25 protein-coding genes and 1 tRNA gene are annotated in these 25,641 nt (G+C 55.8%); 15 read left to right on the forward strand and 11 right to left on the reverse strand.

Annotated elements, in window-relative coordinates:
• Nucleotides 1-5: 5 nt before the first annotated feature.
• Nucleotides 6-1,826 (forward strand): M3 family oligoendopeptidase, encoded by a 1,821-nt coding sequence (locus GOV88_RS02490; RefSeq protein ID WP_171239440.1) that lies wholly within the window; start codon nt 6-8, stop codon nt 1,824-1,826.
• Here the strand turns inward: GOV88_RS02490 and GOV88_RS02495 are convergent, their stop codons facing one another.
• The 3 genes from GOV88_RS02495 to GOV88_RS02505 are packed head-to-tail and all read right to left on the reverse strand — an operon-like array spanning nt 1,827 to nt 4,032.
• Nucleotides 1,827-2,714 (reverse strand): DMT family transporter, encoded by an 888-nt coding sequence (locus tag GOV88_RS02495; protein WP_171239441.1) that lies wholly within the window; start codon nt 2,712-2,714, stop codon nt 1,827-1,829.
• A gap of 15 nt (nt 2,715-2,729) precedes the next feature.
• Nucleotides 2,730-2,999 carry a DksA/TraR family C4-type zinc finger protein gene (locus tag GOV88_RS02500; protein WP_171239442.1) on the reverse strand — a complete coding sequence of 90 codons (270 nt, stop codon included), beginning with the start codon at nt 2,997-2,999 and terminating at the stop codon, nt 2,730-2,732.
• A gap of 58 nt (nt 3,000-3,057) precedes the next feature.
• On the reverse strand, nt 3,058-4,032 hold the full coding sequence (locus tag GOV88_RS02505) for a Gfo/Idh/MocA family protein (protein ID WP_171239443.1): 975 nt from the start codon (nt 4,030-4,032) through the stop codon (nt 3,058-3,060).
• 131 nt (nt 4,033-4,163) lie between these two features.
• Between GOV88_RS02505 and GOV88_RS02510 the strand changes: the two genes are divergently transcribed.
• Nucleotides 4,164-5,345 (forward strand): dipeptidase, encoded by a 1,182-nt coding sequence (locus GOV88_RS02510; protein WP_171239444.1) that lies wholly within the window; start codon nt 4,164-4,166, stop codon nt 5,343-5,345.
• 48 nt (nt 5,346-5,393) lie between these two features.
• Here GOV88_RS02510 and rpoH read toward each other — a convergent pair whose 3' ends face one another.
• The gene (gene rpoH, locus GOV88_RS02515) at nt 5,394-6,290 is read right to left on the reverse strand and encodes an RNA polymerase sigma factor RpoH (RefSeq protein WP_170383778.1); all 897 of its coding nucleotides are present in this window, start codon (nt 6,288-6,290) and stop codon (nt 5,394-5,396) included.
• A gap of 146 nt (nt 6,291-6,436) precedes the next feature.
• Nucleotides 6,437-7,471 (reverse strand): RluA family pseudouridine synthase, encoded by a 1,035-nt coding sequence (locus GOV88_RS02520; RefSeq protein WP_171239445.1) that lies wholly within the window; start codon nt 7,469-7,471, stop codon nt 6,437-6,439.
• On the opposite strand from GOV88_RS02520, the gene GOV88_RS02525 reads away from it, so the two are divergent.
• The 3 genes from GOV88_RS02525 to GOV88_RS02535 all read left to right on the forward strand — a co-directional run bounded on the left by GOV88_RS02525 (nt 7,470) and on the right by GOV88_RS02535 (nt 10,526).
• Nucleotides 7,470-7,772, forward strand: coding sequence for a DUF6476 family protein (locus GOV88_RS02525; RefSeq protein WP_171122892.1), 303 nt, complete (start codon nt 7,470-7,472; stop codon nt 7,770-7,772). The two genes, GOV88_RS02520 and GOV88_RS02525, sit on opposite strands and share 2 nt — an antisense overlap.
• A gap of 281 nt (nt 7,773-8,053) precedes the next feature.
• Nucleotides 8,054-9,517, forward strand: coding sequence for a glycosyltransferase family 2 protein (locus tag GOV88_RS02530; RefSeq protein WP_254449139.1), 1,464 nt, complete (start codon nt 8,054-8,056; stop codon nt 9,515-9,517).
• Nucleotides 9,507-10,526 carry a glycosyltransferase family 2 protein gene (locus GOV88_RS02535; RefSeq protein WP_171239446.1) on the forward strand — a complete coding sequence of 340 codons (1,020 nt, stop codon included), beginning with the start codon at nt 9,507-9,509 and terminating at the stop codon, nt 10,524-10,526. The genes GOV88_RS02530 and GOV88_RS02535 overlap by 11 nt, the downstream gene beginning before the upstream one ends.
• 108 nt (nt 10,527-10,634) lie before the next feature.
• On the opposite strand, the gene GOV88_RS02540 is transcribed toward GOV88_RS02535, so the two are convergent.
• Nucleotides 10,635-11,432 carry a sulfotransferase domain-containing protein gene (locus GOV88_RS02540; RefSeq protein ID WP_171121110.1) on the reverse strand — a complete coding sequence of 266 codons (798 nt, stop codon included), beginning with the start codon at nt 11,430-11,432 and terminating at the stop codon, nt 10,635-10,637.
• Nucleotides 11,433-11,722: 290 nt separating this feature from the next.
• Nucleotides 11,723-11,809 (reverse strand) — tRNA-Leu (locus GOV88_RS02545).
• Nucleotides 11,810-11,951: 142 nt separating this feature from the next.
• Here GOV88_RS02545 and GOV88_RS02550 point away from each other — a divergent pair.
• Together GOV88_RS02550 and lipB are read left to right on the forward strand one after the other, a co-directional pair.
• The gene (locus GOV88_RS02550) at nt 11,952-12,611 is read left to right on the forward strand and encodes a DsbA family oxidoreductase (protein WP_171239448.1); all 660 of its coding nucleotides are present in this window, start codon (nt 11,952-11,954) and stop codon (nt 12,609-12,611) included.
• A gap of 38 nt (nt 12,612-12,649) precedes the next feature.
• Nucleotides 12,650-13,306, forward strand: coding sequence for a lipoyl(octanoyl) transferase LipB (lipB, locus tag GOV88_RS02555; protein WP_171239449.1), 657 nt, complete (start codon nt 12,650-12,652; stop codon nt 13,304-13,306).
• Nucleotides 13,307-13,723: 417 nt separating this feature from the next.
• Here lipB and GOV88_RS02560 read toward each other — a convergent pair whose 3' ends face one another.
• On the reverse strand, nt 13,724-14,143 hold the full coding sequence (locus GOV88_RS02560; RefSeq protein WP_171122878.1) for an HIT family protein: 420 nt from the start codon (nt 14,141-14,143) through the stop codon (nt 13,724-13,726).
• A 287-nt stretch (nt 14,144-14,430) separates the two neighbouring features.
• Here GOV88_RS02560 and ctaD point away from each other — a divergent pair, with 287 nt between their 5' ends.
• The 3 genes from ctaD to GOV88_RS02575 all read left to right on the forward strand — a co-directional run bounded on the left by ctaD (nt 14,431) and on the right by GOV88_RS02575 (nt 17,563).
• Nucleotides 14,431-16,089 (forward strand): cytochrome c oxidase subunit I, encoded by a 1,659-nt coding sequence (ctaD, locus tag GOV88_RS02565; RefSeq protein ID WP_171121106.1) that lies wholly within the window; start codon nt 14,431-14,433, stop codon nt 16,087-16,089.
• 338 nt (nt 16,090-16,427) lie between these two features.
• A complete protein-coding gene (locus GOV88_RS02570) occupies nt 16,428-17,027 on the forward strand; it encodes a 2-hydroxychromene-2-carboxylate isomerase (RefSeq protein WP_171239450.1) in 600 nt (199 codons plus the stop codon).
• Between the two features lie 44 nt (nt 17,028-17,071).
• Nucleotides 17,072-17,563, forward strand: a complete 492-nt coding sequence (locus tag GOV88_RS02575) for a DUF2244 domain-containing protein (protein WP_171239452.1) — start codon at nt 17,072-17,074, stop codon at nt 17,561-17,563.
• A 23-nt stretch (nt 17,564-17,586) separates the two neighbouring features.
• Here GOV88_RS02575 and GOV88_RS02580 read toward each other — a convergent pair whose 3' ends face one another.
• Entirely contained in the window at nt 17,587-18,072 is a 486-nt protein-coding gene (locus GOV88_RS02580) for a GatB/YqeY domain-containing protein (RefSeq protein ID WP_171239454.1), read from the reverse strand.
• 183 nt (nt 18,073-18,255) lie between these two features.
• On the opposite strand from GOV88_RS02580, the gene carA reads away from it, so the two are divergent.
• Together carA and GOV88_RS02590 are read left to right on the forward strand one after the other, a co-directional pair.
• Nucleotides 18,256-19,422 carry a glutamine-hydrolyzing carbamoyl-phosphate synthase small subunit gene (gene carA, locus GOV88_RS02585; RefSeq protein WP_171239455.1) on the forward strand — a complete coding sequence of 389 codons (1,167 nt, stop codon included), beginning with the start codon at nt 18,256-18,258 and terminating at the stop codon, nt 19,420-19,422.
• A gap of 82 nt (nt 19,423-19,504) precedes the next feature.
• Nucleotides 19,505-21,376: a glycosyltransferase gene (locus GOV88_RS02590; protein WP_171239456.1), complete on the forward strand. Its 1,872-nt coding sequence runs from the start codon at nt 19,505-19,507 to the stop codon at nt 21,374-21,376.
• Between the two features lie 3 nt (nt 21,377-21,379).
• On the opposite strand, the gene GOV88_RS02595 is transcribed toward GOV88_RS02590, so the two are convergent.
• Nucleotides 21,380-22,027, reverse strand: a complete 648-nt coding sequence (locus tag GOV88_RS02595; RefSeq protein WP_171121100.1) for a GntR family transcriptional regulator — start codon at nt 22,025-22,027, stop codon at nt 21,380-21,382.
• Nucleotides 22,028-22,127: 100 nt separating this feature from the next.
• Here GOV88_RS02595 and GOV88_RS02600 point away from each other — a divergent pair, with 100 nt between their 5' ends.
• The 3 genes from GOV88_RS02600 (at nt 22,128) to GOV88_RS02610 (ending at nt 24,381) form a co-directional block, all read left to right on the forward strand.
• Complete coding sequence (locus tag GOV88_RS02600; protein WP_171122868.1) at nt 22,128-22,772, forward strand: pyrimidine 5'-nucleotidase; 645 nt, start codon at nt 22,128-22,130, stop codon at nt 22,770-22,772.
• A gap of 87 nt (nt 22,773-22,859) precedes the next feature.
• Nucleotides 22,860-23,108, forward strand: a complete 249-nt coding sequence (locus GOV88_RS02605) for a hypothetical protein (RefSeq protein WP_171121098.1) — start codon at nt 22,860-22,862, stop codon at nt 23,106-23,108.
• Between the two features lie 76 nt (nt 23,109-23,184).
• Nucleotides 23,185-24,381 (forward strand): UbiH/UbiF family hydroxylase, encoded by a 1,197-nt coding sequence (locus GOV88_RS02610; protein ID WP_171239457.1) that lies wholly within the window; start codon nt 23,185-23,187, stop codon nt 24,379-24,381.
• A 10-nt stretch (nt 24,382-24,391) separates the two neighbouring features.
• Here GOV88_RS02610 and GOV88_RS02615 read toward each other — a convergent pair whose 3' ends face one another.
• Entirely contained in the window at nt 24,392-25,519 is a 1,128-nt protein-coding gene (locus tag GOV88_RS02615) for an aminotransferase class V-fold PLP-dependent enzyme (protein WP_171239458.1), read from the reverse strand.
• Nucleotides 25,520-25,641: the final 122 nt, after the last annotated feature.

A 25,641-nucleotide genomic window follows, 5' to 3' on the forward strand; every position in this document is an offset into this window, starting at 1 on the left:
GATCCATGCGCGACCTTCCCTTTCCCGTCCGTGACGCAAATGCAATCGGAGGAGCCGACAATCTTGGCGACCTGCCGGAATGGGACCTGACGGACCTTTACAGCTCTGAGGACGCGCCTGAACTGGCTGCCGATCTGGAATGGCTGGAAGGGGAATGTACTTCTTTCGCCGCCGATTACGAAGGTAAGCTGGCTGATTTGGATGCCGACGGCCTGCTGCAATGCGTTCTGCGCAACGAAAAGATCAACGCGATAGCCGGACGGATCATGTCCTTTGCCGGGCTTCGCTATTACCAACTGACCACGGATGCCGAGCGCGCAAAATTCCTGTCGGACATGCAGGAGAAGATCACGATCTTCACAACCCCGCTGGTCTTCTTCACCCTGGAAATCAACCGCATCGACGACGAAGTGCTGAAGACGCATTTCGCGGAGAATGCTGATCTTGCCCGGTATGAGCCCGTATTCCGCCGTATCCGCGCGATGAAACCCTATCAACTGTCTGATGAACTGGAAAAGTTTTTGCATGACCTCGGTGTGGTTGGCGACGCATGGGAACGTCTTTTCGACGAAACCATCGCCGGACTGACCTTTACGGTCGACGGCGAAGAACTGAACATCGAAGGCACATTGAATTTCTTGACCGAGCAAGACCGCAACAAGCGCGAAGCAGCAGCGCGAGAGCTGGCCTCGGTCTTTCAGGACAACATCAAGACCTTTGCCCGCGTTCACAACACGCAGGCCAAGGAAAAAGAAATCGTGGACCGCTGGCGTAACATGCCGACCGCCCAAACCGGTCGCCATCTATCAAACGATGTCGAGCCTGAGGTGGTAGAGGCGCTGCGCGAGGCGGTTGTGGCCGCTTATCCCAAGCTGAGTCATCGCTATTACGAGCTAAAACGCAAATGGCTGGGGCTGGACATCATGCAGGTCTGGGACCGCAACGCACCGCTACCGATGGAAGACACGCGTGTCGTAGGCTGGGACGAGGCCGAGAAAACGGTGATGGACGCCTATAATGCATTCGATCCCCGCATGGGTGAGATCGCGGCCCCCTTCTTTTCTAAGGGCTGGATCGACGCGGCGGTGAAACCGGGCAAGGCGCCCGGTGCGTTTGCACATCCGACCGTGACTGACGTGCACCCCTATGTGATGCTGAACTATCTGGGTAAACCTCGCGATGTGATGACGCTTGCGCATGAGCTGGGCCATGGCGTTCATCAGGTACTGGCTGCAGATCAAGGTGAGATGTTGTCTTCGACCCCGCTGACTCTGGCCGAGACAGCGTCGGTGTTTGGCGAAATGCTGACCTTCCGCAAGATGCTGGATCAGGCCGATACGCCGGAACAGCGCAAGGTGCTGCTGGCCGGAAAAGTCGAGGACATGATCAACACGGTCGTCCGCCAAATTGCGTTTTATGACTTTGAATGCAAACTCCACGCAGCCCGCCGCGAAGGTGAACTGACGCCCGACGACATTAACGCCCTTTGGATGAGCGTTCAGGCCGAAAGCCTTGGGCCCGCATTCGAGTTCATGGAAGGGTACGAGACCTTCTGGGCCTATATTCCGCACTTCGTCCACTCGCCCTTCTACGTTTACGCCTATGCGTTTGGCGATGGTTTGGTGAACGCGCTCTACTCGGTTTACGAAAGCGGATCAGAAGGGTTCGAGGACAAGTACTTTGAAATGCTGCGCGCAGGTGGGTCAAAGCATCATAAAGACTTGCTGGCCCCTTTCGGGCTGGACGCGAGCGATCCGAAGTTCTGGGACAAAGGGCTAAGCATGATCTCGGGCTTCATCGACGAACTGGAAGCGATGGAAGACTGATCACGTCTGTTTCTTGGTCGTCAAAAAGACGGCGATCACAATCAGTACAGCACCTGTGGCCGCGATTGGCGTGATCGCGGCCCCCAAGAATATCGCCGCATTGATGAATGTGAACACGACCGAGGCCGCGAACATGAGTGTCGCGGTCAGAGTAGAGACACGCGCAGCAGCCTCGTACCACAGATAATATGCCAACGCCGTCGGCAAAACACCAAGAAGGATCAGGAACACAAGGTCTGTTGCCGTCGGTACCTGCATGGACAGTGCCGCGAATGGTAGCAACAGCAGTCCCGAGCACAAGAATATCCCGAATAGAAAATTCAAACGCTCGCCAGTGGATTTCGAGTTTCGCATTGCCCGGCTGCTTGCGATCAGGAATACCGCCCAACTCAGGCCCGCGCCGATTTCAAGAATATCGCCGAACAACGGTTCGCCACCGCCCTGAAAATCTTGAAAAACGGTCAGAAACACGCCCAAAATCGCGAGGCCCGTCGCCAGAACATCGGTACGGGTAACGGGTGTTTCGGCGAAAAAGTACAAAAATACCAACACGAAAAACGGTGCCGTGTTCTCGAGCACCATGGCATTTACGGCCCCGGTATGTTCCAGGCCTATGTGAAAGAGGATGTAGTTGATAACGGTGGACAAGACAGCAAGCTGAAAATAGCGATCGCGCCATCGGACTGACACCGGAACGTTCAAAACACGCAGCAGGCCATAGATCGCCAGCGCAGCAATAAACAGACGTGATACGGCGATCTGCATTCCACCAAGATCGTTGGTCAGAAACCGAACGATGACACTATGCGTGCCCCACAGGAACGCCGCCATAAACCCCAAAACCAGCCCGTTTTGCCATATCGACTGCTGGGTGCGGATGTCGGACAAGCGGTACCTCCGGCGTTATTTAAGCTGGCTGTCTTTCGACCCGCGCCGATTGATCCCAACGCGCGACTTGTAGGTCCCGTCGCGGTCTTGCTGACAATCCAGGCACAGTTTCACGCCCGGTATGGCGACCCGCCGCTTTTCGGGGATCGGTTCTTCGCACTCAGCGCAATGGGTCAGGCTTTGCCCCACAGGGTGCTTTTGGGCCTGCATGCGAGCAAGCTCGTCTGAAATTGACGCCTCGATCTGTTCACCCACCGCGCCATCGCGCGCCCAGCCGCCAGCCATTTGCACTCTCCTCATCCGGTACCCGACAGGTTAGTCCAGTTGCGCGGCGGCGTGCAAGTCAGATGGGTTCCGCGCCCTCGAAAACGCGGTCGATAACCTCTTGCGTGCCGCGCGAGAATTCAAGTGAGCATGGGTAATCTGCACCGTCACGGACCGATCGGCAGAACGCTTCGACCTGCAGCTTGTAGTGATTGTCGCCGGGAAAACGCGTGACCTGCACTTCCAGACCGGGGCGATGCAATTCCACGCGCGCCTCGCCGAAAACCCGCGCGTTGAACGGTGCCGTAAGGCGGATTACACCCCCTTCGCCGTGAAACACCATTTCCTGATGCGGATGCATTCGGATGGAGACATAGCTGGAATAGGTGAAATCCGGGAACTGCGCACGAATTTCGGTAAAGGCATCAATGCCGTCTTCCCAGCGGATCGCGGACTGCACCGAAACGGGTTCCTGCCCCGTTGCAAACCGGGCACTTCCGATTACGTAGACGCCGATATCGCGAAGGCCACCGCCGCCAGTCTCAGCCCGATTTCGGATGTTTCCGGTGTCGGTGCGATTGTCGAAACTGAATGCGCCGGTCACATGCGCCAGCTTCCCAATCGCTCCGTCCGCAATAAGATTGCGCGTGAACTGCCACTGGGGGTGGTGCACGATCATATACGCTTCGGCCGCCAGCAGCCCAGTTTGGTCACGTTTCGCAATCAACGCATCGAATTCAGCGGCCTGCATCGTCATCGGCTTTTCACACAATACGTGCTTGCCAGCCTCGAGCGCCTTCAGGCTCCATTCCACGTGCAGATGATTGGGCAGCGGGATATAGACGGCCTCGATGTTCGGATCCCCCAACATCGCCTCATAGTCGTCATAGACTTTCAGATCAGGGCAAAACGCCTGAAACGGCTGGACTTTTTCTGCGCTGGACGTGGCAAGCCCGGCTAAACGCGAACCATTTGCCGCATGGATCGCCGGAGCCATATAGCGACGCGCGAAATTGGCAGCGCCCAAAACGCCCCATTGAACAGGTTTTTGCATGTGTCTCCTCCCAATCCAGTCTCAGCCGGCCCGTGCCGCCGTGACCTCTTTATCAACCAGTGGACGTTAAGTCAGGCTTTTCTCGGCAGGCATTCTCCGTAACCTAGCGCCAACAAGGAGAGGGAGAGCAAATGCGCAGGTTTTTCAAATGGGTTGGTATCCTGATCGCCGTCACGGTGGTTATCGGGGCGTTGGTTTTCTTCGTGTTTCTACCACCTTACATCGAAGCGGAACGCAACAATGTCATTGCGCACGCCCCCTACGATGTAACGAATGATGCCGCCGCCTTGCACGAGACCCTCATCGTCGGTGATCTTCACGCCGACCCATTGCTGTGGAGCCGGGACCTGACTGAGCGTGGTACACGCGGACAGGTCGATATCCCGCGCCTGATCGAAGGAAACGTGGCCCTGCAGGTTTTCACAGCTGTAACGAAATCCCCGGCGGGCCAGAACTATGAAGCCAATTCCGCGGAGTCGTTTGACAACATCACCCTTCTGGCCGTCGGTCAGTTATGGCCGCTGCGTACATGGGGCAGTCTGAAGGAACGCGCGATATATCAGGCAGAAAAGCTCCACCAGTTCGAGGCCGCGTCCAATGGCCAGCTTAAAGTCGTTAAGACACGCGGTGATCTGGAACAGGTGCTTGAAGCGCGCGCCGCGGGCAAGCCAATCGTAGGCGGAATTCTGGGCATCGAAGGTAGTCATCCACTGGAAGGTGATTTGGCCAATCTCAATGACATTTTTGACGCCGGGCATCGGGTGTTCGGGCTTCACCACTTTTTCGACAACGAACTGGGTGCATCGCTTCACGGGCAGGCAAATACCGGACTGTCAGATTTCGGGCGTGAGGTCGTAGCAGAGTTGGCAGCGATGCCAGTTGTGATCGACCTTGCGCATTCCAGCCCGCAGGTCGCGCGGGACGTGATCGCAATGACAGACGTCCCCCTGATCGTCAGCCACGGTGGGTTGCATGGGTTCTGCCCCGTCAAACGGAACTACCCTGACGATCTGATGCTGGATATTGCCGAAACCGGGGGCGTCATCGGCATGGGATATTGGGCGGACGTCACCTGTGGGGACATCACGCCAACCGGTATCGCCAAGATGATCATGGCCGCCGTTGAAACGGTTGGCGAAGACCATGTTTCGCTTGGGTCAGATTATGACGGTTCGGTCGAGACCGCGTTTGACACATCCGAACTGGCGGCTCTGACCTCTGCCCTACTTTACGAAGGGTTGACCGAGGATCAAATCCGCAAGGTGATGGGCGGAAACATGGTGCGCGTGTTCAGGCAACAGCTTGCCCAGTAACAAAAAAAGCCCGCCAACTTCGGCGGGCTTTTCCAGAATTAGGGTGGCTTAAACCGTTCCCAACATTCCCTTTTCACGCGCGAGATCACGCATCTTTTTCTGCAGCTTTTCAAACGCGCGCACCTCAATCTGACGAATGCGCTCACGGCTGACATTGTACTGCGTGCTCAACTCTTCCAGCGTGACGGCCTGATCCATCAGACGGCGCTGAGTCAGAATGTCCTTCTCACGGTCATTCAGAACCTCCAAAGCAGCGGCCAGCAGCTCGCGCCGTGCGTCCAATTCATCACGCGCCTCATAGTCACCAGCTTGATCGGCATCTTCGTCCTCAAGCCAGTCCTGCCACTGCATGGTGCCTTCGCCTTCGGACCCAACCGTCGCGTTGAGCGAAGCATCGCCACCGGACATCCGGCGGTTCATGCTGATCACTTCCTCTTCGGTCACGCCCAGATCGTTGGCGATCTGTGTCACGTTTTCGGGACGCAAGTCGCCCTCTTCCAACGCGCCGATACGGGCTTTGGCCTTGCGCAGGTTAAAGAACAGCTTTTTCTGCGCCGAAGTCGTACCCAACTTCACCAGCGACCACGACCGCAGGATATACTCCTGAATCGAGGCACGAATCCACCACATCGCATAGGTCGCCAGGCGAAAGCCCTTTTCAGGGTCAAACCGTTTCACGGCTTGCATCAGACCCACATTGGCCTCAGAGATCACCTCGGCCTGAGGCAATCCATAGCCGCGATAGCCCATGGCGATCTTGGCCGCCAATCGCAGGTGCGATGTGACCATTTTATGCGCAGATTCAGTATCTTGCTCCTCCACCCAACGTTTGGCGAGCATATATTCTTCTTCCGGCTCCAGTAGGGGAAACTTGCGAATTTCCTGCATATAGCGGTTCAGTCCGCCTTCCGGCGTCGGCGCGGGGAGATTTGCGTAATTTGCCATGTTTCATGTCCCTCCGACAAATGTTTAGTTCGTTAACATAGGATATGGGAGGTCGTCCCGATCCATTCAAGAGGTACCTGTAACAGTTTGGAATTAACGATCTATAAAGGAAAGATAAGAACGCGTTACTCACAATGGTTTGCACATTATGACAGTGGCGCGCGAAGCCGATCAATCAGATTCTCCATGTCTTTGGGAAGATTTGCCTCAAACCGCAAAGATTCGCCTGTGATCGGGTGCTCAAAACCCAAAACAGCCGCGTGCAGGGCCTGTCTGGGAAAGGCGCGCACCGCTTCGACAGTTGCGGGATCAAAGGCTTTGACGGCCAGCTTTCGCTTACCTCCATAGACCGGATCACCGACCAAACCGTGCCCCACATGCGCCATATGGACCCGGATTTGATGCGTGCGTCCCGTTTCCAGCCAGCATTCGATCAGGGCCAACCCAGCAGGAGCGCCAAAAGTCTCAACGACCCGCGCCCGCGTCACCGCGTGCCTGCCGCCATGAAACAGAACGGCCTGCCTTTGACGATCCGTCTTGTGGCGGGCCAGTTGCGTGGTCAGACGCATGACATTGCCGGGCTCAAAACTGACCCCTTTGACCCCACGCAATCTGGGTTCGTTCGCATCCGGCACCCCGTAACAGATAGCGCGGTAATACCTCTCGACCGTATGCGCCTCAAACTGGGCGGCTAACCCGTGATGCGCTGCGTCTGATTTAGCGACAACCAGCAAGCCACTGGTTTCTTTATCAATTCTATGGACGATGCCGGGGCGCTTTACACCACCGACGCCGGACAAATCCGATCCGCAATGATGCAGCAGCGCGTTTACCAGCGTCCCGTTCGGAGACCCCGGCGCCGGATGAACCACCATCCCCGCTGGTTTGTTTATGACGATCAAATCGTCATCCTCGTACACGACATCCAAGGGAATTTCTTCGGGTCCGATATGGCTATCCTCGGCTTCTGCGACGGTTATCTTGACCGTGGCCCCTTCTGTGACCTTGGCCTTAGGATCCGTGACCTGAGAACCGTCAACCAGAACAGCACCGCTTTCGATCAGACGCCCCAACCGGGTACGCGAAAGGTTTTCCTCGGCTGGCACATCACGCGAAAGCGCCTTATCAAGGCGTGACGGCGGATCAGCCGCGATGTGAAATTCAATCTGGCGAGTGCCCATGACTGTCCCTTCCGAACCCCAAGAACCGCTGGAAACGCCGCAGATCAGATTGTTGCGGCGAATGGTCATGCTGCTGACCGCGGTGATGATTGGCGGCGTTCTAGTGACATTCGCCCTGATTGTCATCCGGCTATCGGACCGAACCCCCACTCTGCCCGACCAGATTGAACTGCCGGGCGGCGCAAAGGCACAGGCTGTGACAATTGGCAACAATTGGTACGCGGTCGTGACCGATGACAATCGTATTTTGATATTTGACAAAACAACCGGAAAGCTGCGCAGCGAAGTTCAGGTCGAGTAACGCTTTGGAAGGACAGGCTGTGTTTGATTTGGTCTGGCTGCGTCTGATCGAACCATTTTGACAACCTCAAGACAGAATGCCCCGCAGCTTGCGCCATCAGGCTTCCATCAAAAGGTTCAAAAATACCCGCTTTCGCCAGATTGTGGAATTTAACTTGAGCTTTGAATTTGCTACTGAATGTCCGTGAACATCACTATGCGCGAAAAACCTCGAACCGCTTGGATCGGGAAAGACCCTCGTAAGAGCTGTTTATCGCCGGAACCGATAGGCATGGAGAACTAATGCCCAAACACCGCTTCACGATCATGTCCATGATGAAGGATGAAGGTCATTCGTTGGTGGAATGGGTCGCCTATCACAAGCACATAGGTTTCGATAATATCGTCGTTTATACAAACGACTGCACCGACGGCACAGACGACATGCTGATCCGTCTGCAAGAGCTGGGATGGGTACAACACTTCCGCAACGACGTACCCGAGGGGCGCAAACCGCAGCCAAATGCCCTTGCGCTTGGAACCAGAAATCCGGAAGTGACCGACAGCGAATGGATTCTGACGATGGACGCGGACGAATTCCTTTCCATCAAAGTTGGGCGCGGCCGGATCACAGACCTTGTGGAAAACATTGACCCCAAGGCAGATGGGATTGCCATTACCTGGCGCTTTTTCGGATCGAATGACCTGACGCGATGGGACCCAGGGTTGGCAATCGAATCTTACACCCGATCCGCGCCGGATAGGTTTCCAAAAGGCTGGGGGGTGAAAACCCTCTTCAAGCCATATCGGGACATGAAACTTGGCATCCACCGACCGCACATAAAAAAAGCCAAGAAACTTCCCGCCAACGCCAAACTGCTTTTGGACCAGTTCTGGCTAAACGGATCAGGCGATCCCATGCCGCACGAGTTTTCTTTGTCAGGCTGGCGCTCTACGAAACCGACCTTGGGGTATGACTTGGTCGAGATGAACCACTATGCGGTCAAGTCATACGAGTCATATTTGCTCAGGCGCATTCGGGGCAATGTGAACAACAAACCAGACAAGTATAACGCCGCCTATTTCGCGCTTTTTGATCGAAACGAGTCCGAAGCCACCAACGTGAAGCGTCATATTCGCGCGACCAAGCGAAAAATCGAAGCGATCCTGGCCGACCCGATAATGCGGGAACTGCAGGACAAAGCAATCCACCACCATGAGAACCGCGTTCGACAACTGCGCGAGACCGAAGAATATGAAGGATGGCTGGAAGAGTTGAAGACAGCGGGTCAGGTTCCGCTGAATAAGCTTGACGAAGTTCTCTTTGTTCAACACTTGCCAAAAGAATGGCAGTTGAAGGTCAAGGAGCTGCAGGCACAAGGAGTATCCGACAGCGAGATTGCCAAAATGATCGCTCAGACTCAGACGGCGAAAAAAGGTCAAACGCGCCGCGAGTTGCTTGAACTTTCCGGCAAGGCCCCGGCAAACGCCCTTGAAGGCGACGAACCGGGGGCCGACAACCGAATGGATGACGAAAACGGCCCGGACAATCCATTTATGAACACTGAGGCTGCCGCAGGTTTGGGTGTACCATTGTCCAAGGACCGCACCCTTAAAATGGCGTTGGCTGCTCAAGCGGCAGATGAGGCCGACAACCGCGTTTCTGACGTGGTAGGTAAAGCCCAATCCGTGAAACACGCAGTTGGCAGATACAGTGCCAAGGGGGCATTGAAACGACCGACCAACGGGGATGAGGATGAAAACTGAAGACACCCCCCCGAACGCAGGCCGCAAGCTGTTGCTTTCTACGGTAAAAAACGAAGGAATATACCTGCTGGAATGGCTGGCCTATCACAAATCAATTGGCATTGACGATTTCTGCATCTTTTCCAACGACTGCAGCGATGGCACCAATCTAATGCTCAACCGCCTTGATCAATTGGGGGTGGTCCGTCACTTTGATAACCCCATCGGCCCGAGGATGGACCCGCAGCGCGCTGCCTACTCACGAGCGAACCGAATGGACTGGGTGCGGGATGCCGATTGGGTGCTCATACTTGACGCAGATGAATTCCTTAACGTCCACGTAGGTGATCGCAGCATAGATGCATTGATCGACAATTGTGGCGCGCCAGACGCGATATCCGTCAACTGGCGCCTTATGGGGTCATGTGGGCTGGAACATTGGGACCCAGAAGCTCTGGTCACGGAACGCTTCACGCGCGGATCAACTTTCGAGGCCCCTGAAAACGGTTTGGTCTGGGGTTTCAAAACGCTGTTCCGCCCTTCAACGTTTGACTATTTCGGAGTGCACCGCCCCCGCTTTTTCAAACACCGCGAGATCGAGCCAGACATGGCGCGTTGGACAAACGCGGACGGAAAGCCAATGGGCGGGAATATTCTTCAAAAAGGATGGCGCGGCAACAGAGACAACGTCACAGGCAAAACTGCACAAGTAAATCACTATGCGGTCAAAAGCCGGGAAGAGTTTTTGCTCAAGCGGTTACGTGGAACTGCCAATTCAAAAAACAAAGACCGCATCGACATGGAATATTTTGGGAAATACGACATCAACACAAGCCATGACGATTCAATCGACACCTCAGCCATTCGTTCAATTATGTCTGATTGGCTGAAAGATGGCGATCTGGCGGCTCTGCTTCGATCCTGCCACGACTGCGCGCGACGTGTTCTGGATTATCAACTTGAGGCGCCCGAGTTTCGAGAGTTTGTGGATTCTGGGTATTTTCCGAAACCGGAAGCTGAAACTTCATGAAGCATGGGTCGTTGCATCTTTGATGCAAGCCAAAGTCACGGCTCATTTGAATCCGACCGATTGCGGCGCGACACACCGAGCCACGCTATTCCGGTTTTTCGACGGCAATTATGCGAAGATTTGACTGCTTGGCGGGCAGGTCTTCACCCAATCCGAGTTACTTTCATAGCCAAGCTTCCTCAGAGCACCACCATAGCGCGCCTCATAAACCTCGGCGACTTCACGTGGCAGTTTGCTTTGCCACTGTGCTTTAGCCCCTGACCCGATATGCAACGAAATCCGTTCCGCTCGGTCAGTTTTCTTTTTCAAGCCCCCAAACAAAGAGTGCTTCCAATAGGACCGCACGGCTTTGTCGATATCCAATCCTTCAATGTCAAAATTGCTAAGAATTTCTCGGAACAAATCACACGTCGAGTCTTCGATCAAATCCTCGTACTTCACGTCTATCGCGTTCTCATGACCATATGGCCAAGCCATCATTTCGGTCAGAGTTTGATGGTGCTTGTTTTCCATTTCAAACATGAGCTTGTCGAGCTCATTTGGCAGGCTGGAAATATACTCTTTGTAAGTCTTGCCATCCCATTCTACTCTTGTCTCTCGCAGAAACTTCTCATTGCCGGTCGGCGCTATCTGGTGATAGCGGGTGCCGGACAGCAGCACATCACGCGGGTCTCGGATAACGTGCAGAAATCTGGCGTGACCCAGCTCCAGGAGCTCTCTAGGAAATTTAGACGACCAATTCACAATAATCTGTGGCCCTGTCTCAGCCGCGTCAGCAAGTCTTTTCGCTCTGTAGCACTGCATAAATGGGATGGATTGATCTTGATGGATTTCACGAAAAACCTTTCGCATCCAAATTGTGCCAGTCTTGTGATGTGTACCGACGCACAAAAATCTAGGCTTCATCGCGGAAAGTTCTCTTGAGTTGATGTTTTGAACACGTCAATTCGCTGTTGCGTTGAGCCTAGCGCCTGACACGGCATTTCCTGGAAATTGTGTTCAGATACCAAAGGCATTTAAGGCACTAATAATAAAGACGCGTGACCGCCTCAACCAATTCGTCATGCACGGCGTGCTTAATGGTGTCCTATGAACAATCAGCGCTATTCACTGCGCGAAAAGAGTGACAAAATAACGACTTATGACAGTCTGGTCACACATGGCATGAAAACCTATGAAAACCCGGAGGATTGTATTGGTGCGGTCGAGAAGACTCGAACTTCCACGGGTGTTACCCCACAGCGACCTCAACGCTGCGCGTCTACCAATTCCGCCACGACCGCACTGTATGTGACTTGGTAGAGGCGCGTATAGACGGTGCGGAACGGGATGTGAAGAGGCAAAAAACAAGCCGGATTGAATTCCTTTTCGACCTTCATATCTGTATCACAGATTTCACTTTGCCACCTGATCCGGAGATGCATCATGACTTCAACAGACACGCGCCCGATCATCCAGATCGACATTGTCTCGGATGTGGTATGCCCTTGGTGTATTGTCGGCTTCCGGCAGCTTGATCTGGCACTGCAGCAAGAGGGGGTGCTTGCCCAACTCCGATGGCACCCGTTTGAATTGAACCCTGCTATGGGGGCCGAAGGGCAAAACCTGCGCGAGCACATGGCTGAGAAATACGGGTCTACGGCCGAGCAAAGTCAGCAGGCGCGTGATCGGTTGACGCAGCTCGGCGCAGAGTTGGGTTTCTTATTTAATTTCAACGAAGAGTCCCGAATCTACAATACCTTTGCCGCACACCAGCTTTTGGACTGGGCTGAAGCCCAAGGGCGTCAACACCCGCTAAAGATGGCTCTGTTTCAGGCATATTTCACCGACCAAAAGGATGTTTCCGATCCCAAAGTCCTTCTCGACGCTGTTGAAGCCGTCGGATTGGACAGGGTCGCCGGACAGCAGGTCCTTTCCTCTGGTGCCCACGTGCAACCAGTGCGACAGAAGCAGGAATTCTGGACAAGTCGCGGCATCTCGGGCGTGCCTTCGATGGTGTTTGGCGGCAAGTACCTTGTGACAGGGGCGCAGGGCCGAGATACCTATGCGCAAATCCTTAGGCGCTGTTTGGCAGAGGCGGCGTAACCCCTTTTCCTGCCTGATACCGCGCGGTAAGAGACCTCATGGAATGGAAAATCACTGACGGCTTGACCGACTATGACGATGCCGTGGCCTTCATGGAGGCGCGGGTAGCGGCAATTGCGGCCGGTGAAGCAGATGAATGCGTCTGGCTGCTCGAGCACCCCCCGCTCTATACCGCAGGAACATCCGCCCGGATCGAAGACCTGACCGATCCTGATCGGTTTCCCGTTTACGAAAGCAAGCGCGGCGGTGAGTACACGTATCACGGCCCCGGCCAGCGGGTTGCCTATGTCATGCTTGACCTGAACAAACGCGGGAAAGACGTCCGGCGCTTTGTAAAACAGCTAGAAGCCTGGGTGATCGCGTCGCTTGCGGAATTCAATGTCAAAGGTGAAATCCGGGATGGTCGCGTCGGTGTTTGGGTGCGCCGGGATGACAAGCCTTTGACGGCTTCGGGCGCCCCTGCCGAGGACAAGGTGGCAGCGATTGGCTTGCGACTACGCAAATGGATCAGCTTTCACGGAATCTCGATCAACGTGGAACCTGATCTTGATCATTTCTCAGGGATCGTGCCATGCGGGATTTCCGAACATGGTGTAACGTCTTTGGTCGACTTGGGACTGCCTGTCACGATGGCAGACATGGATGCCGCACTACAGAAAACCTTTTCCCAAATATTCGAAACGATAAGGGCCTGACGTCATAAACCGAATCGTTTCGCGACTCCAATTGGTTAACAATCCATACCCCACCTTGCGCTCTGTTTCCAAAGCGCGCCCAAAACTCGCGCAAAAGCCGAGTGAATCATGACAATTGTCTGTCCAACCCCACTCAAATGAATACAGGCCCGAGATTTACGGTTAGACTGATTTCACCGTTCTAGAGTGAGTGGTGTGTTAAACCGGTAATCGTGGGATTTCTGCGAAAACGGAAAAGTTTTTTTTACGAGTCTGCCGTTCCGACCCCAAATCGGAACGGCAATTCATTTCTGGGGCATCCACCTTCCGGACTTCGCGCATCCGGCTTTCCCAAACTTTCTCACTTTGGCCGAAGCCGCATCAACTGCCCAAGGCCCGCAAGAAGTTCCGACTACCCGGTGATCAAGTGCGTGACGCTCAGCCAACAGCAGTTCTGATTTTTTCGGCGTGCTCCGCGATCAGGTCGAAATCCCCCATTGTTCCGGGCGCACGCAAAGCAACATCTTCGTGGCGAGGAAGAACGTGGAAATGCAGATGGAACACCTCCTGCCCTCCGGCCGTTTCGTTGAATTGCTGGATCGTTACTCCGTCAGCATCAAAGGCCTTCACCACCGCCTTGGCCAGTTTCTGAACAGTGGCCATCACTGATGCCAGTTGCTGCGGAGATGCGTCCAGCATATTACGGCACGGTGTTTTGGGTATCACCAACAGGTGACCGTCCGATCGGGGCATAATGTCCATGAACGCAAGTGTATCGTCATCCTCGTAAACGCGGTTCGCGGGGATCTCCCCCTTCAGGATCTTGGCAAAGATGTTTTCTGGATCGTAGGCGGTCATGTCAAATCTCCGATTTCGGCGTTACGCCCAGTTCTGCGTTTCGTCCGCACCAGGGTCAAGCGAAGAAACCTCTGTCACGCGCAGCGCTTGAATTTTGGCAACCAATACCCAACTGAAAGGTGAATTTAGCCGACAATGCACGTTTCGGGCCCCTGCCCGCGACAATTAATCTTGATCCAGATCAAACTCGACCATTGAAGGCGCCCTCTTCGCATTCTAAAACCAGCAGGAATCCCGCGCGCCGGAGAGGTCCGGCTGCGCGGTAGAATTGTAACAGGAGGCACCTAATGGCAGACGCAGCCATTCATGGTCACGATCATGAAGACCAGCGTGGGTTCTTTACCCGCTGGTTCATGTCGACCAACCACAAGGACATCGGGATTCTGTACCTGATCTTCTCGGCGCTGGCCGGGTTTATCTCGGTGGCGATGACCGTCTATATGCGGCTCGAACTGATGCACCCCGGTGTGCAGTACATGTGCCTCGAAGGGTTCATGGCCGACCCATGTACCCCCAATGGACACCTGTGGAATGTGATGATCACATATCACGGCGTTCTGATGATGTTCTTCGTTGTCATCCCCGCCCTGTTTGGCGGATTTGGCAACTATTTCATGCCGTTGCAGATCGGCGCGCCGGATATGGCGTTCCCGCGGATGAACAACCTGTCCTTCTGGCTGTATGTCGCTGGTACCTCGCTGGGTGTGGCCTCGTTGCTGAGCCCCGGTGGCAATGACCAGCTCGGTTCAGGAGTTGGCTGGGTGCTTTACCCGCCGCTGTCCACGACAGAGGGCGGCATGTCCATGGACCTTGCAATCTTTGCCGTACACGTATCGGGCGCCTCCTCGATCCTCGGCGCGATCAACATGATCACCACGTTCCTGAACATGCGTGCCCCGGGCATGACCCTGTTCAAGGTGCCGCTGTTCAGTTGGTCGATCTTCATCACCTCGTGGCTGATTCTTCTGTCGCTGCCGGTTCTGGCAGGCGCGATCACCATGCTGCTGATGGACCGCAACTTTGGCTTCACCTTCTTTGATCCAGCCGGTGGCGGTGACCCGATCCTGTATCAGCACATCCTGTGGTTCTTCGGCCACCCGGAAGTGTACATCGTTATCCTGCCCGGATTCGGCATCATCAGCCACGTGATCGCCACCTTCTCGCGTAAGCCGATCTTCGGTTACCTGCCGATGGTCTGGGCGATCATTGCGATCGGTGTTCTGGGCTTCGTCGTCTGGGCGCACCACATGTACACCGTTGGCATGTCGCTGCGTCAGCAGGCCTACTTTATGCTGGCAACGATGGTCATCGCGGTTCCAACCGGCGTTAAGGTCTTCTCATGGATTGCAACCATGTGGGGCGGCTCGATTGAGTTCAAGACGCCGATGCTGTTCGCCTTCGGCTTCCTATTCCTGTTCACCGTTGGCGGTGTGACCGGTGTTGTTCTTTCTCAGGCCGGTATCGACCGTGCTTATCACGACACCTACTACGTCGTGGCACACTTCCACTACGTGATGAGCCTGGGCGCCGTCTTTGCGATCTTCGCGGGCGTATACTTCTACTTCTCGAAGATGACGGGTCGCCAGTACTCGGAATTCTGGGGCAAGGTTCACTTCTGGCTGTTCTTCATCGGCGCCAACCTGACCTTCTTCCCGCAGCACTTCCTGGGCCGTCAGGGGATGCCGCGTCGGTATATCGACTACCCCGAGGCATTCGCTCAGTGGAACTTTGTCTCGTCGATTGGTGCGTTCATCTCGTTCGCTTCGTTCCTGCTGTTCTTCGGCATCGTGATCTACGCCCTGCTGCGCGGCGCTAAAGAAACACGCCCTAACCCGTGGAACGAATACGCAGACACGCTGGAATGGACCCTGCCCACCCCGCCGCCCGAACACACGTTCGAGCAGCTTCCAAAGCAGGAAGACTGGGACAAAGGCCACGCGCACTGATCCCTTCCATTAAGGAACAAAGAAAGCCCCGCCTCGTGCGGGGCTTTTTCATTACCCGTCGGTAACGCGCGTTGGACAGTTGCTCCGAGACTCCCAAAAAGATCGCAATTTGAAGTTCATGATGTTTCAGAAGATTGGCGGACCTTCACATCAGTCCACCATGTGCAGAACGTTGCTATCGACATGCGTCAGGCAATCGGTGAGCGAGGTCATGCCCATGGGACGCATGAATAGCACCCTGTACTGGCCCTTGTGGAAAGTCGCCAAACGGCAGAGATCGAAAAAATCCAAAAATTAGGCTATTATGGAAACTGAAACTCTGAGATCGGGGTGATCTAATGCCCGAAATTGATTTTTGGTATTCCATTGGCAGTACGTACAGCTACTTGACGATCATGCGCCTGGATGACTGGTGCGCTGAGAATGATGTCGCAGTTGCGTGGCGCCCTTTCAATGTCCGAAGCGTCATGTCCGAACAGAAGAACATCCCATTTGCTGGTAAGCCTGTTAAGTCGGCGTATATGTGGCGCGATATCGAGCGGCGAGCTGCCAAGTATCATATCCACGCCCGTCTGCCTGCGCCCTATCCAATTTCTGACCTCGAACTTGCCAATCAGGTCGCCTTGATGGGAATACAGGATGGATGGGGCAAGAGCTTTACACAAAACCTCTACCGGATCTGGTTCGAAGACGGCATCGAAGCTGGCAGCGAGGCGGCAATTTCCGAGGCTCTTTTACGGTGCCAGCAAGACCCTCGTCTGACTCTGGCACGTGCCCGCAGCCCTGATGCGGTTTCAGCACTGGAATTCGAAACTGACCGCGCCTCCCGTCTTGGCGTATTCGGCGCGCCCAGCCTTGTCGTGCGGGGCGAGGTTTTCTGGGGCGACGACCGGCTGGACGACGCCTTGTCATGGTCGCGCGTAGGTCACGTTGTGTGATCATTTGGCGTCGACTTTGCATTGCAAGACGTTATTTTTTGACCATGCCCTACCGGTGGAATCAAACCTCTGGATCGAATCTGGAACTGCGCCTGTGGCCGCATAACTCACTGCCGCCAAAATGGGCTATGCGTGTTGTTCTGGCGGTCTTTTTGTTCGGCCTCATCCCCATGATGGCAGTTCTGGGTTCCGTGCTGTTATGGGGTTTGCTGCCATTCCTGCTGCTGACAGTGGTCGGATTGTGGTTGGCGATACAGTCGAACTATCGTTCCCGCAGCGTTTTTGAGGTATTCACTCTGACATGTACGCAGGCCCGGCTTGTCCATCACCATCCTGGCCGAGGGTCACAGGAATGGACCTGCAACCGATACTGGGCGCGCCCTGAGATGCACAAGCATGGCGGCCCCGTACCCAACTATGTCACGCTGAAGGGCGACGGGCGCGAAGTGGAAATCGGGTCTTTCCTGACCGAAGAAGAACGGATCGCCCTGTATGACGATCTGACAGAGAAACTGCGCGACCCGGTCGCGCAGTAACGTCGTGTTTGAGGCGAAAGCGGTCAGCAGCCGCCGCTTGCAGCCGCGCAGAGCTGATCTTTGACCATCGGTCCCACTTTGCCGAAATCCATTTGGCCAGTGTAGCGCGACTTCAGCTCGCCCATCACTTTGCCCATATCCCGAATCGAACCAGCGCCTGTTGACGAGATTGCCGTCTGGATGGCCTGAGAGACCTCATCTTCATCCAGTTGTTTGGGCAAAAATTCCTCGATAACTTCGACTTCGCGAAGCTCACGCTCGGCAAGGTCCAACCGCCCGCCCTCTTCATAGGCGCGCGCGCTTTCCTTGCGCTGTTTGGTCATTTTGCCAAGGATTTCAAGAACCTCAGCATCGCCGCAGCCCTTCACCTCTTCGTTGTCAGAGGCACGTGACACGATGTCACGATCCTTGATCGCGGCATTAATCAGCCGCAGCGTCGACAGACGCTCGGCCTCCTTATCTTTCATTGCCTGCTTCAGGGCTGAGTTCACCCTTGATCGCATATCCATATGATCTGTCCATCCCCATGGAAAAGGAACCACGACCATATCTAAACAAAAAGCGTGATACAACAGGGAAGAAATATGGCTAACCTATTGATTTTTAACAATAGCACAAAATTTGAACAGACTTGACCCAAGCGCCCAAGCCCCTTAGGTATGCGCCGATTTACCCTGCAAGAGAGTCGCCCCATGTCGCAGAACGCCCCGACCAAGCCCACCGCATGTCTGGCATTGGCCGACGGAACATTGTTCTACGGGATGGGCTTTGGCGCCACCGGGCAGACCGTGGCCGAACTGTGCTTTAACACCGCCATGACCGGCTATCAGGAAATCATGACGGACCCGTCCTATGCCGGTCAGATTGTCACCTTCACCTTCCCCCATATCGGCAATGTCGGGGTGAACCCCGAAGATGACGAAACCGCTGACCCTGTTGCAGCCGGGATGGTGGTCAAATGGAACCCGACCGAGCCATCAAACTGGCGCGCGGCGGAAGAACTGAAAACCTGGCTGGCCCGTCGCGGACGTATTGCTATTGGCGGCGTGGACACCCGCCGCCTGACCCGCGCGATCCGTCAGCAGGGAGCGCCGCATGTCGCGCTGGCTCATGACCCTGAGGGGAATTTCGATATCGAGGCTCTGGTGGCGGCCGCACGCGGGTTTGCCGGACTGGAAGGCATGGATCTGGCAAAGGAAGTGACCTGCGCCCAGAGCTATCGGTGGGACGAGATGCGTTGGGCCTGGCCCGATGGCTACGCCCGTCAGGACGCCCCTGTGCACAAGGTTGTGGCCCTGGACTTCGGTGCCAAGCGCAACATCCTGCGCTGCCTGGCCACCGCAGGATGCGACGTCACAGTTTTGCCGGCCACGGCAACAGCAGCCGAAGTCCTTGCGCACGAACCCGACGGGGTGTTCCTGTCGAACGGTCCGGGCGATCCTGCGGCGACCGGCGAATACGCCGTGCCGATGATCAAAGAGGTGCTAGAGACCACCGACCTGCCCGTCTTTGGGATCTGCCTCGGTCATCAGATGCTGGCCTTGGCGCTGGGTGGTCAGACCGTCAAGATGAACCACGGCCACCACGGAGCAAACCACCCGGTCAAGGACCTGGATACTGGCAAGGTCGAGATTACCTCGATGAACCACGGATTTGCTGTCGACGCGCAATCACTGCCCGAAGGTGTCGTGGAAACCCATCGCTCGCTGTTTGACGGGTCGAACTGCGGTATTCGTATGAAAGATCGCCCTGTTTACTCGGTGCAATACCACCCCGAGGCATCACCTGGTCCACAGGACAGTTTCTACCTGTTCGAGCGGTTCGCCGAGGCGATGGCGAACCAAAAAGCAAAGGTATAACGGCTGCTTTAGTTAGAATTAACCCGCTGTTAACCTTAATATAACAACCCTGACACCGGTTTTACGTGTCAGGGTTTTTTTTATGGTTGAACTGAACCTGCAACACTTTGCGCAGGCGGCGCCTATTCCTGTGCAGGTCAGAAAACCTTTGGGCATCTACCTGCTTGAGAGTGGCCTGATTACCCAGGCGCAGTTGGAAAAAGCGCTGGATCTCAGATCCCGGCAGGACGTGCCACTGGGCGAGATTCTTGTGGCTGAAGGCTGGGTCAACCGCCGCGACGTGATGAACGCGCTTGCTGACCAAAACCATCTTCAATTTGCTGATCTGATCGCATCCCCGCCTTCTCTTGAGCTTTGCCAGATAAAACCCGTTCGCTTCTGGCTTGAACATAACGCGATCCCTTGGAAACAGGTGGGCCCATTCCTTTTGGTGGCGACTGCCAAGCCGGATTACTTTGAAACAGTTCGAGCGCACTTGGACAAAGTCGGCCTTACTGTCCTGCCCGTCCTTGCGGCGACAGATGATATCGACGGCACGATTGCCGCTACGTTTTCGCCCCAACTGGCAGCGGATGCCGAGACCCGAGTGGATGCAAAGCATAGCTGTCGATCCTGGGCACGTCGCGCATGGATTAAACCACTTGCAGCCCTGATCGCTGTGGTGGCGATTTTCGCAGCGTTACCAAAAATTGGACTGATGTTCTTCGTGACACTCGCGGTCTGCTCACTGATCTTGTTTTTTGCACTACGGTTAAGCGGCTTGCTGAGTTCTCTGCACCAGAGGTTTCAGACCCCCAAAAGCACCCCGAAACCCTTGCCGCAGCCCCTTCCCCGTGTGTCGATCATGGTGCCTCTGTACAAGGAAGAAGAAATAGCAGACGCCCTGATACGACGGTTGCAACGCCTGACATATCCCAAGGCCTTATTGGACGTCATTTTGGTTCTTGAGGCATCCGACGATGTCACACGCGCGGCGCTTGCGCATGTCGACCTGCCGTCTTGGATCAGGTCCGTCGAAGTTCCGGCATCAAGCGGGCTGACAACGAAACCCCGGGCAATGAACTATGCACTCGATTTTTGCAGGGGCGACATTCTGGGTGTCTGGGACGCCGAGGATGCTCCACAGCCCGATCAGATCGAACGTGTGGTCACGCATTTCGCGAATGCAGACGATAGCGTCGTCTGTCTGCAAGGGGGACTGGACTATTACAACCCGCGCACCAACTGGAGGTCGCGCTGTTTTACAATCGAATACAATAGCTGGTTCCGCATTCTGTTGCAGGGTATCGCGCGCTTGGGTCTTGTGGTTCCGCTGGGCGGGACAACCTTCTTTTTCCGCCGGAAAAAGCTTTTGGAATTGGGCGGATGGGACGCCCACAATGTCACTGAAGACGCAGATCTGGGTGTACGGTTAAGCCGCGCGGGTTACAGAACCGAGATGGTCGACACCACCACCTTTGAAGAGGCTAATTTCCGCGCTTGGCCTTGGGTGAAACAGCGTTCGCGCTGGCTAAAGGGTTTCATGGTCACCTATCTCGTTCACATGCGTGACCCCGTCCAGCTTTGGAACGACCTCGGAGCCTTGAAGTTTCTAGGCTTTCAAGCGTTCTTTCTTGGAACGGTAGGGCAATTTCTGTTGGCACCCGCTCTTTGGGTGTTCTGGCTGACTGCGCTGGGGATGCTTAACCCGATGGAGGCACTGCTGCCGCGTTGGGCGCTGTTTTCGTTATTTGCCCTCTTCCTTGCCGCAGAACTCACAAACCTTTTCGCCGGAGTCCTGTCGGTCTGGGCGCGGGAAAGAAGGTTTCTTGTACCTTGGGTGCCAACTATGCCCTTGTACTTTCCGCTTGGGGTTGTCGCAGCTTACAAAGCGTTGTGGGAATTGATCAGAAACCCATTCTTCTGGGACAAAACCCAACACGGGCAAGCCTGCGAAGAGATTCAGCCAGAATAAACGTCAGTTTTCGCGGCGCACTGCATCCTGTTTCAGACGCGTCATGAAGGCGACGGAAATATGCTCTTTGAGCGCGCGGGCGGCAGCGGCTTCGTCACGGGCAGCGATGGCCTCGACAATGCCTTTATGTTCGCTCTGGGCGATCTCGCCTCGGCCCTGCACCGCCAAAGAAGTGGTTGCCATCAAAGCCATCGTTCGATGCACCAAATCCAATTGCTGAACCAAATAGCGGTTGTGCGAAGCCAGGTGGATCTGTTCGTGGAAACGGCGGTTGGCACGGGACAAAGCGGTCGGGTCATCGACCAATGCATCGTCGGCGGCAACCATATCCTGAAGCACCTTGATCTCTTCTTCGGTCGCGTGTTTCGCCGCCAGACTTGCGGCCAATCCCTCTAGCTCACGACGCACCACATACAGCTCGGCCATCTGGTTATGATCCAGCGAGGCCACGATCAGCGACCGCCCGTCCCGCTCTAGCAGAGACTGGGTCTCAAGTCTCTGCAACGCTTCGCGAATGGGGGTGCGCGATACGCCGAACCGCTCGGCCAGTTCGCTCTCGACCAGTCGGTCTCCGGGTTTGTAGACGCCCACGTCAATCGCTTCGAGTATCAGGCTGTAGGCGTCCTTGTTGGACTGTTTGGACTGGGGCATGGGATGGTTCGTCTCCTCGTTCGGACCTGTGTATCCGCCTCAGACCCCCGCAATCAAGTCCGGCATTGAAAACCGGGACATGGCGGCCTAAACCCAAGTCATGGTCAAACCTGCATTTGCTCACGTCACCCAATGGGTGTTCGACCTCGACAACACGCTTTATCCGCCGCATATGCGCCTGTTCGATCAGATCGAGGTGCTGATGACGGACTACGTGGTTCAGGCGATCGGCGTCGACCGGGCCGAGGCGGATCGGCTTAGGTCGCATTACTGGCGCGAATACGGCACCACTCTGGCCGGGCTGATGGCCGAGCACGACCTTGACCCGGACCCATATCTTCATGCAGTTCATCAGGTCGACATGAGCCATATGGACCCGGACGCCGATCTGGCCGATCACATCCGTGCCCTGCCGGGCCGCCGGATCGTCTATACGAACGGCAGCGCGCCTTATGCCGAGCGCGTATTGCAGGCGCGTGGCCTGAGCGGATTGTTCGATGCGATTTACGGCATCGAGCACGCAGAGTATCGCCCAAAGCCACAGAAAGCCGCGTTCGAAGCAATCTTTGAGCGCGACGGAATTGACGCAGAAAAAGCCGCGATGTTCGAAGATGACCCGCGCAATCTGGCTGCCCCGCACGAGATGGGGATGCGGACGGTCCACGTCGCACCCGAGCCGCACGAGGCCGATCATATCCACCATCATACCGACGACCTGACGTCATTTCTGTCCCGCCTGCGGTAGGCTGTCACACTACGACTTTCCGCGTATTTCGCAGACGCAGCATCGCCCCTATATGCGCCTCAGCGACGAATAGAAACGGAGACACCCATGACCGCGATCGAGGCTCCTCGGCGCCTGCCAATCTGGCAGCGTCTGTTGTTTGCAATTCCCCTGTTTGGCTGGATGGCCAAAGACGTTGCCCATGGTGAGGCCGAGGATTGGGGCTATGCCGCACTTGCGATCTTCAGCATGTGGGGTTGTTCGACCCTGTTGTTCGGCCTGCCGGGCCTTTACATCCCCGCCGTGATGATGGTGCCGGTGATGTTCTTGATCCTTTTGCTGATTACCCGAGGTTAAGACACGGGACAGGATGTCACTTGGCACGCGCCTTGGAACCGCACTAGGGTCTGCCTAAGATACGGAGACCAAGGCCATGACTGAAAGCTGTGACATCCTGATTTCTGGTGGCGGGATTGCCGGTTTGACTGCTGCGGCAGCCTTTGGGACAGCCGGGTTTGACGTCGTGTGCGTCGACCCTGCCCCACCAGTTACCGAACGCGATGTCGACGGCTCAGACATGCGGACCACGGCGTTTTTGCAACCTGCGCGTGGCTTGCTAGAACAATGTGGGCTGTGGGAAAAGCTGGCCCCGCATGCCGCCCCTCTTCAGATCATGCGTATCGTGGATGCAGGCGGTGATGTGCCTGAACCACGTGTGGTGCGGGACTTTGACGCCTCCGACATTTCGGATCAGCCCTTTGGCTGGAACCTGCCGAACTGGTTGCTTCGGCGCGAAATGGTGAACCGTCTGGCTGAACTTCCGAATGTCGATTTCCGCCCGGGGACCGGAACCGCCAGCCTGTTCACCCGCACCGCCCACGCCCGCGTCGGACTGAGTGATGGCAGCCGTGTTTCTTGCAAACTTGTTGTGGCTGCCGATGGGCGCGATTCCCCGATGCGCGAAGCTGCTGGAATTTCTGTGCAAACAACGCGCTACGGGCAAAAGGCGCTGGCCTTTGCAGTAACGCACCCAATCCCTCACGACAATGTCTCGACCGAGATTCACCGATCCGGTGGCCCATTCACTCTGGTCCCTCTACCGGACTGGCAGGGTCAGCCTTCTTCCGCGGTTGTGTGGATGGAACGTGGACCGCGCGCGGTCGAGTTGCTGAACACCGAGCCGCAAGCGTTTGAGGCCGCCATGACCGAACGCTCTTGCGGGTTGTTCGGCCCGCTGAAACTTGCCTCGCAGCGAACCATCTGGCCGATCGTCAGCCAGTCGGCTGAACGTCTGTCCGGGGAACGGATCGCATTGATGGCCGAGGCTGCGCATGTCGTTCCGCCCATTGGCGCGCAGGGTCTGAATATGTCACTGGGTGATCTTCGCAGCCTGCTGGACCTTGCCGCTGAACGGCCCGAGGGCCTTGGTGACGTGCAAATGCTGGATGCCTATCACAAAGCCCGACACACCGAGATCGCGATGAGGGTCAAAGGCATCGACCTTCTTAACCGCGCCTCGATGATCGAAACGCGGGCGTTGCGTGATGCTCGGGCGATGGGGCTGAACGCCCTCTATTCGCTGCCGACGGTGCGAAAGACACTGATGCAGATGGGCCTTGGCGTTCGGTGAAGGCCGACGCTCAAAGAACCTGATCCAAGACGCGTTTCAACCGTGCGATGGTCCTGTCTACGTCATACAACTTATCCAGTCCGAACAGACCCAGCCGGAATGTGCTGAACCCTTCCGGTTCATCGCATTGAAGGGGCACACCAGCCGCGATCTGCATGCCCAGAGCGGCGAATTTCTTGCCGTTTTGCACGTCCGGGTCTGACGTATAGCTTACCACCACCCCGGGTGCGCCAAAGCCATCGGCCGCGACAGAGATCACGCCCTTTTCCTTCAACATCGCGCGGACACCGTCACCCAGCGCCCATTGCGCGCGGCGTAGCTTGTCAAATCCATAGTCGCGGGTTTCAACCATCGTGTCACGAAAGGCGCGTAAAGCATCCGTCGGCATCGTCGCGTGATACGCGTGGCCACCGTTTTCGTATGCCGCCATGATCTGACGCCATTTTTTCAAGTCTATCGCAAAGCTGTCTGAGGTGGTTTCTTCCAACCGCGCCTCTGCGCGCTCGGACAACATAACCAAACCGGCGCAGGGCGACGCGCTCCACCCTTTCTGAGGGGCAGAGATCAGAACATCGACACCTGTAGCCTTCATGTCGACCCACGCGCATCCCGACGCGATGCAATCCAGCACCATCAGCGCACCAACCTCATGAGCGGCTCTAGCCATTTTTGTCACGTAGTCGTCGGGCAGAATGACACCCGCCGACGTTTCCACGTGCGGGGCGAACACCACATCCGGGCGCTGATCTTGTATGGTCGCAACGACATCTTCGATTGGAGCTGGTTCGAAAGGCGAAGGGCTGGAGTTCCCGACCTGCCGCGCCTTGAGCACCGTTGTCGAGGCCGTCAAACCGCCGGTTTCTATGATCTGGCTCCAACGATAAGAGAACCATCCGTTGCGAACGACCAGAACATTTCGATTCCGGGCAAACTGACGCGCGACGGCTTCCATGCCATAGGTGCCGCCTCCGGGGATAACCGCGACGCCGTCCGCGTTGTAGACGTCTTTTAGCATCGCCGAAATGTCCCGCATGACCTGCTGAAACTGTACCGACATGTGATTCAGAGAACGGTCCGTAAAGACGACCGAAAATTCTTCAAGCCCATTTGGGTCAACGGTATCCAATAGTGCTGGCATGACACGTCCTTTCACTTTGCATTGCCGGCCCCAAATACGGGCACTTGGTGGCAAGTGATACCTGCCGAACGCAATTGACGTCAGGGAAGCCCATAAGTTCAATAGAAAACTTGATTTTTTTG

It is taken from the genome of Ruegeria sp. HKCCA5491 (assembly GCF_013034565.1).
GTDB lineage: Bacteria > Pseudomonadota > Alphaproteobacteria > Rhodobacterales > Rhodobacteraceae > Ruegeria.

Excerpts from the sequence above, each read along its gene's own strand:
- GOV88_RS02490 (WP_171239440.1), top strand. The coding sequence starts at position 6 with ATGCGCGACCTTCCCTTTCCCGTCCGTGACGCAAATGCAATCGGAGGA.
- GOV88_RS02500 (WP_171239442.1), bottom strand. The coding sequence starts at position 2,999 with ATGGCTGGCGGCTGGGCGCGCGATGGCGCGGTGGGTGAACAGATCGAG.
- GOV88_RS02505 (WP_171239443.1), bottom strand. The coding sequence starts at position 4,032 with ATGCAAAAACCTGTTCAATGGGGCGTTTTGGGCGCTGCCAATTTCGCG.
- GOV88_RS02510 (WP_171239444.1), top strand. The coding sequence starts at position 4,164 with ATGCGCAGGTTTTTCAAATGGGTTGGTATCCTGATCGCCGTCACGGTG.
- rpoH (WP_170383778.1), bottom strand. The coding sequence starts at position 6,290 with ATGGCAAATTACGCAAATCTCCCCGCGCCGACGCCGGAAGGCGGACTG.
- GOV88_RS02525 (WP_171122892.1), top strand. The coding sequence starts at position 7,470 with ATGACTGTCCCTTCCGAACCCCAAGAACCGCTGGAAACGCCGCAGATC.
- GOV88_RS02520 (WP_171239445.1), bottom strand. The coding sequence starts at position 7,471 with ATGGGCACTCGCCAGATTGAATTTCACATCGCGGCTGATCCGCCGTCA.
- GOV88_RS02530 (WP_254449139.1), top strand. The coding sequence starts at position 8,054 with ATGCCCAAACACCGCTTCACGATCATGTCCATGATGAAGGATGAAGGT.
- GOV88_RS02535 (WP_171239446.1), top strand. The coding sequence starts at position 9,507 with ATGAAAACTGAAGACACCCCCCCGAACGCAGGCCGCAAGCTGTTGCTT.
- GOV88_RS02540 (WP_171121110.1), bottom strand. The coding sequence starts at position 11,432 with ATGAAGCCTAGATTTTTGTGCGTCGGTACACATCACAAGACTGGCACA.
- GOV88_RS02550 (WP_171239448.1), top strand. The coding sequence starts at position 11,952 with ATGACTTCAACAGACACGCGCCCGATCATCCAGATCGACATTGTCTCG.
- lipB (WP_171239449.1), top strand. The coding sequence starts at position 12,650 with ATGGAATGGAAAATCACTGACGGCTTGACCGACTATGACGATGCCGTG.
- GOV88_RS02560 (WP_171122878.1), bottom strand. The coding sequence starts at position 14,143 with ATGACCGCCTACGATCCAGAAAACATCTTTGCCAAGATCCTGAAGGGG.
- ctaD (WP_171121106.1), top strand. The coding sequence starts at position 14,431 with ATGGCAGACGCAGCCATTCATGGTCACGATCATGAAGACCAGCGTGGG.
- GOV88_RS02570 (WP_171239450.1), top strand. The coding sequence starts at position 16,428 with ATGCCCGAAATTGATTTTTGGTATTCCATTGGCAGTACGTACAGCTAC.
- GOV88_RS02575 (WP_171239452.1), top strand. The coding sequence starts at position 17,072 with ATGCCCTACCGGTGGAATCAAACCTCTGGATCGAATCTGGAACTGCGC.
- GOV88_RS02580 (WP_171239454.1), bottom strand. The coding sequence starts at position 18,072 with ATGGATATGCGATCAAGGGTGAACTCAGCCCTGAAGCAGGCAATGAAA.
- carA (WP_171239455.1), top strand. The coding sequence starts at position 18,256 with ATGTCGCAGAACGCCCCGACCAAGCCCACCGCATGTCTGGCATTGGCC.
- GOV88_RS02590 (WP_171239456.1), top strand. The coding sequence starts at position 19,505 with ATGGTTGAACTGAACCTGCAACACTTTGCGCAGGCGGCGCCTATTCCT.
- GOV88_RS02595 (WP_171121100.1), bottom strand. The coding sequence starts at position 22,027 with ATGCCCCAGTCCAAACAGTCCAACAAGGACGCCTACAGCCTGATACTC.
- GOV88_RS02600 (WP_171122868.1), top strand. The coding sequence starts at position 22,128 with ATGGTCAAACCTGCATTTGCTCACGTCACCCAATGGGTGTTCGACCTC.
- GOV88_RS02605 (WP_171121098.1), top strand. The coding sequence starts at position 22,860 with ATGACCGCGATCGAGGCTCCTCGGCGCCTGCCAATCTGGCAGCGTCTG.
- GOV88_RS02610 (WP_171239457.1), top strand. The coding sequence starts at position 23,185 with ATGACTGAAAGCTGTGACATCCTGATTTCTGGTGGCGGGATTGCCGGT.
- GOV88_RS02615 (WP_171239458.1), bottom strand. The coding sequence starts at position 25,519 with ATGCCAGCACTATTGGATACCGTTGACCCAAATGGGCTTGAAGAATTT.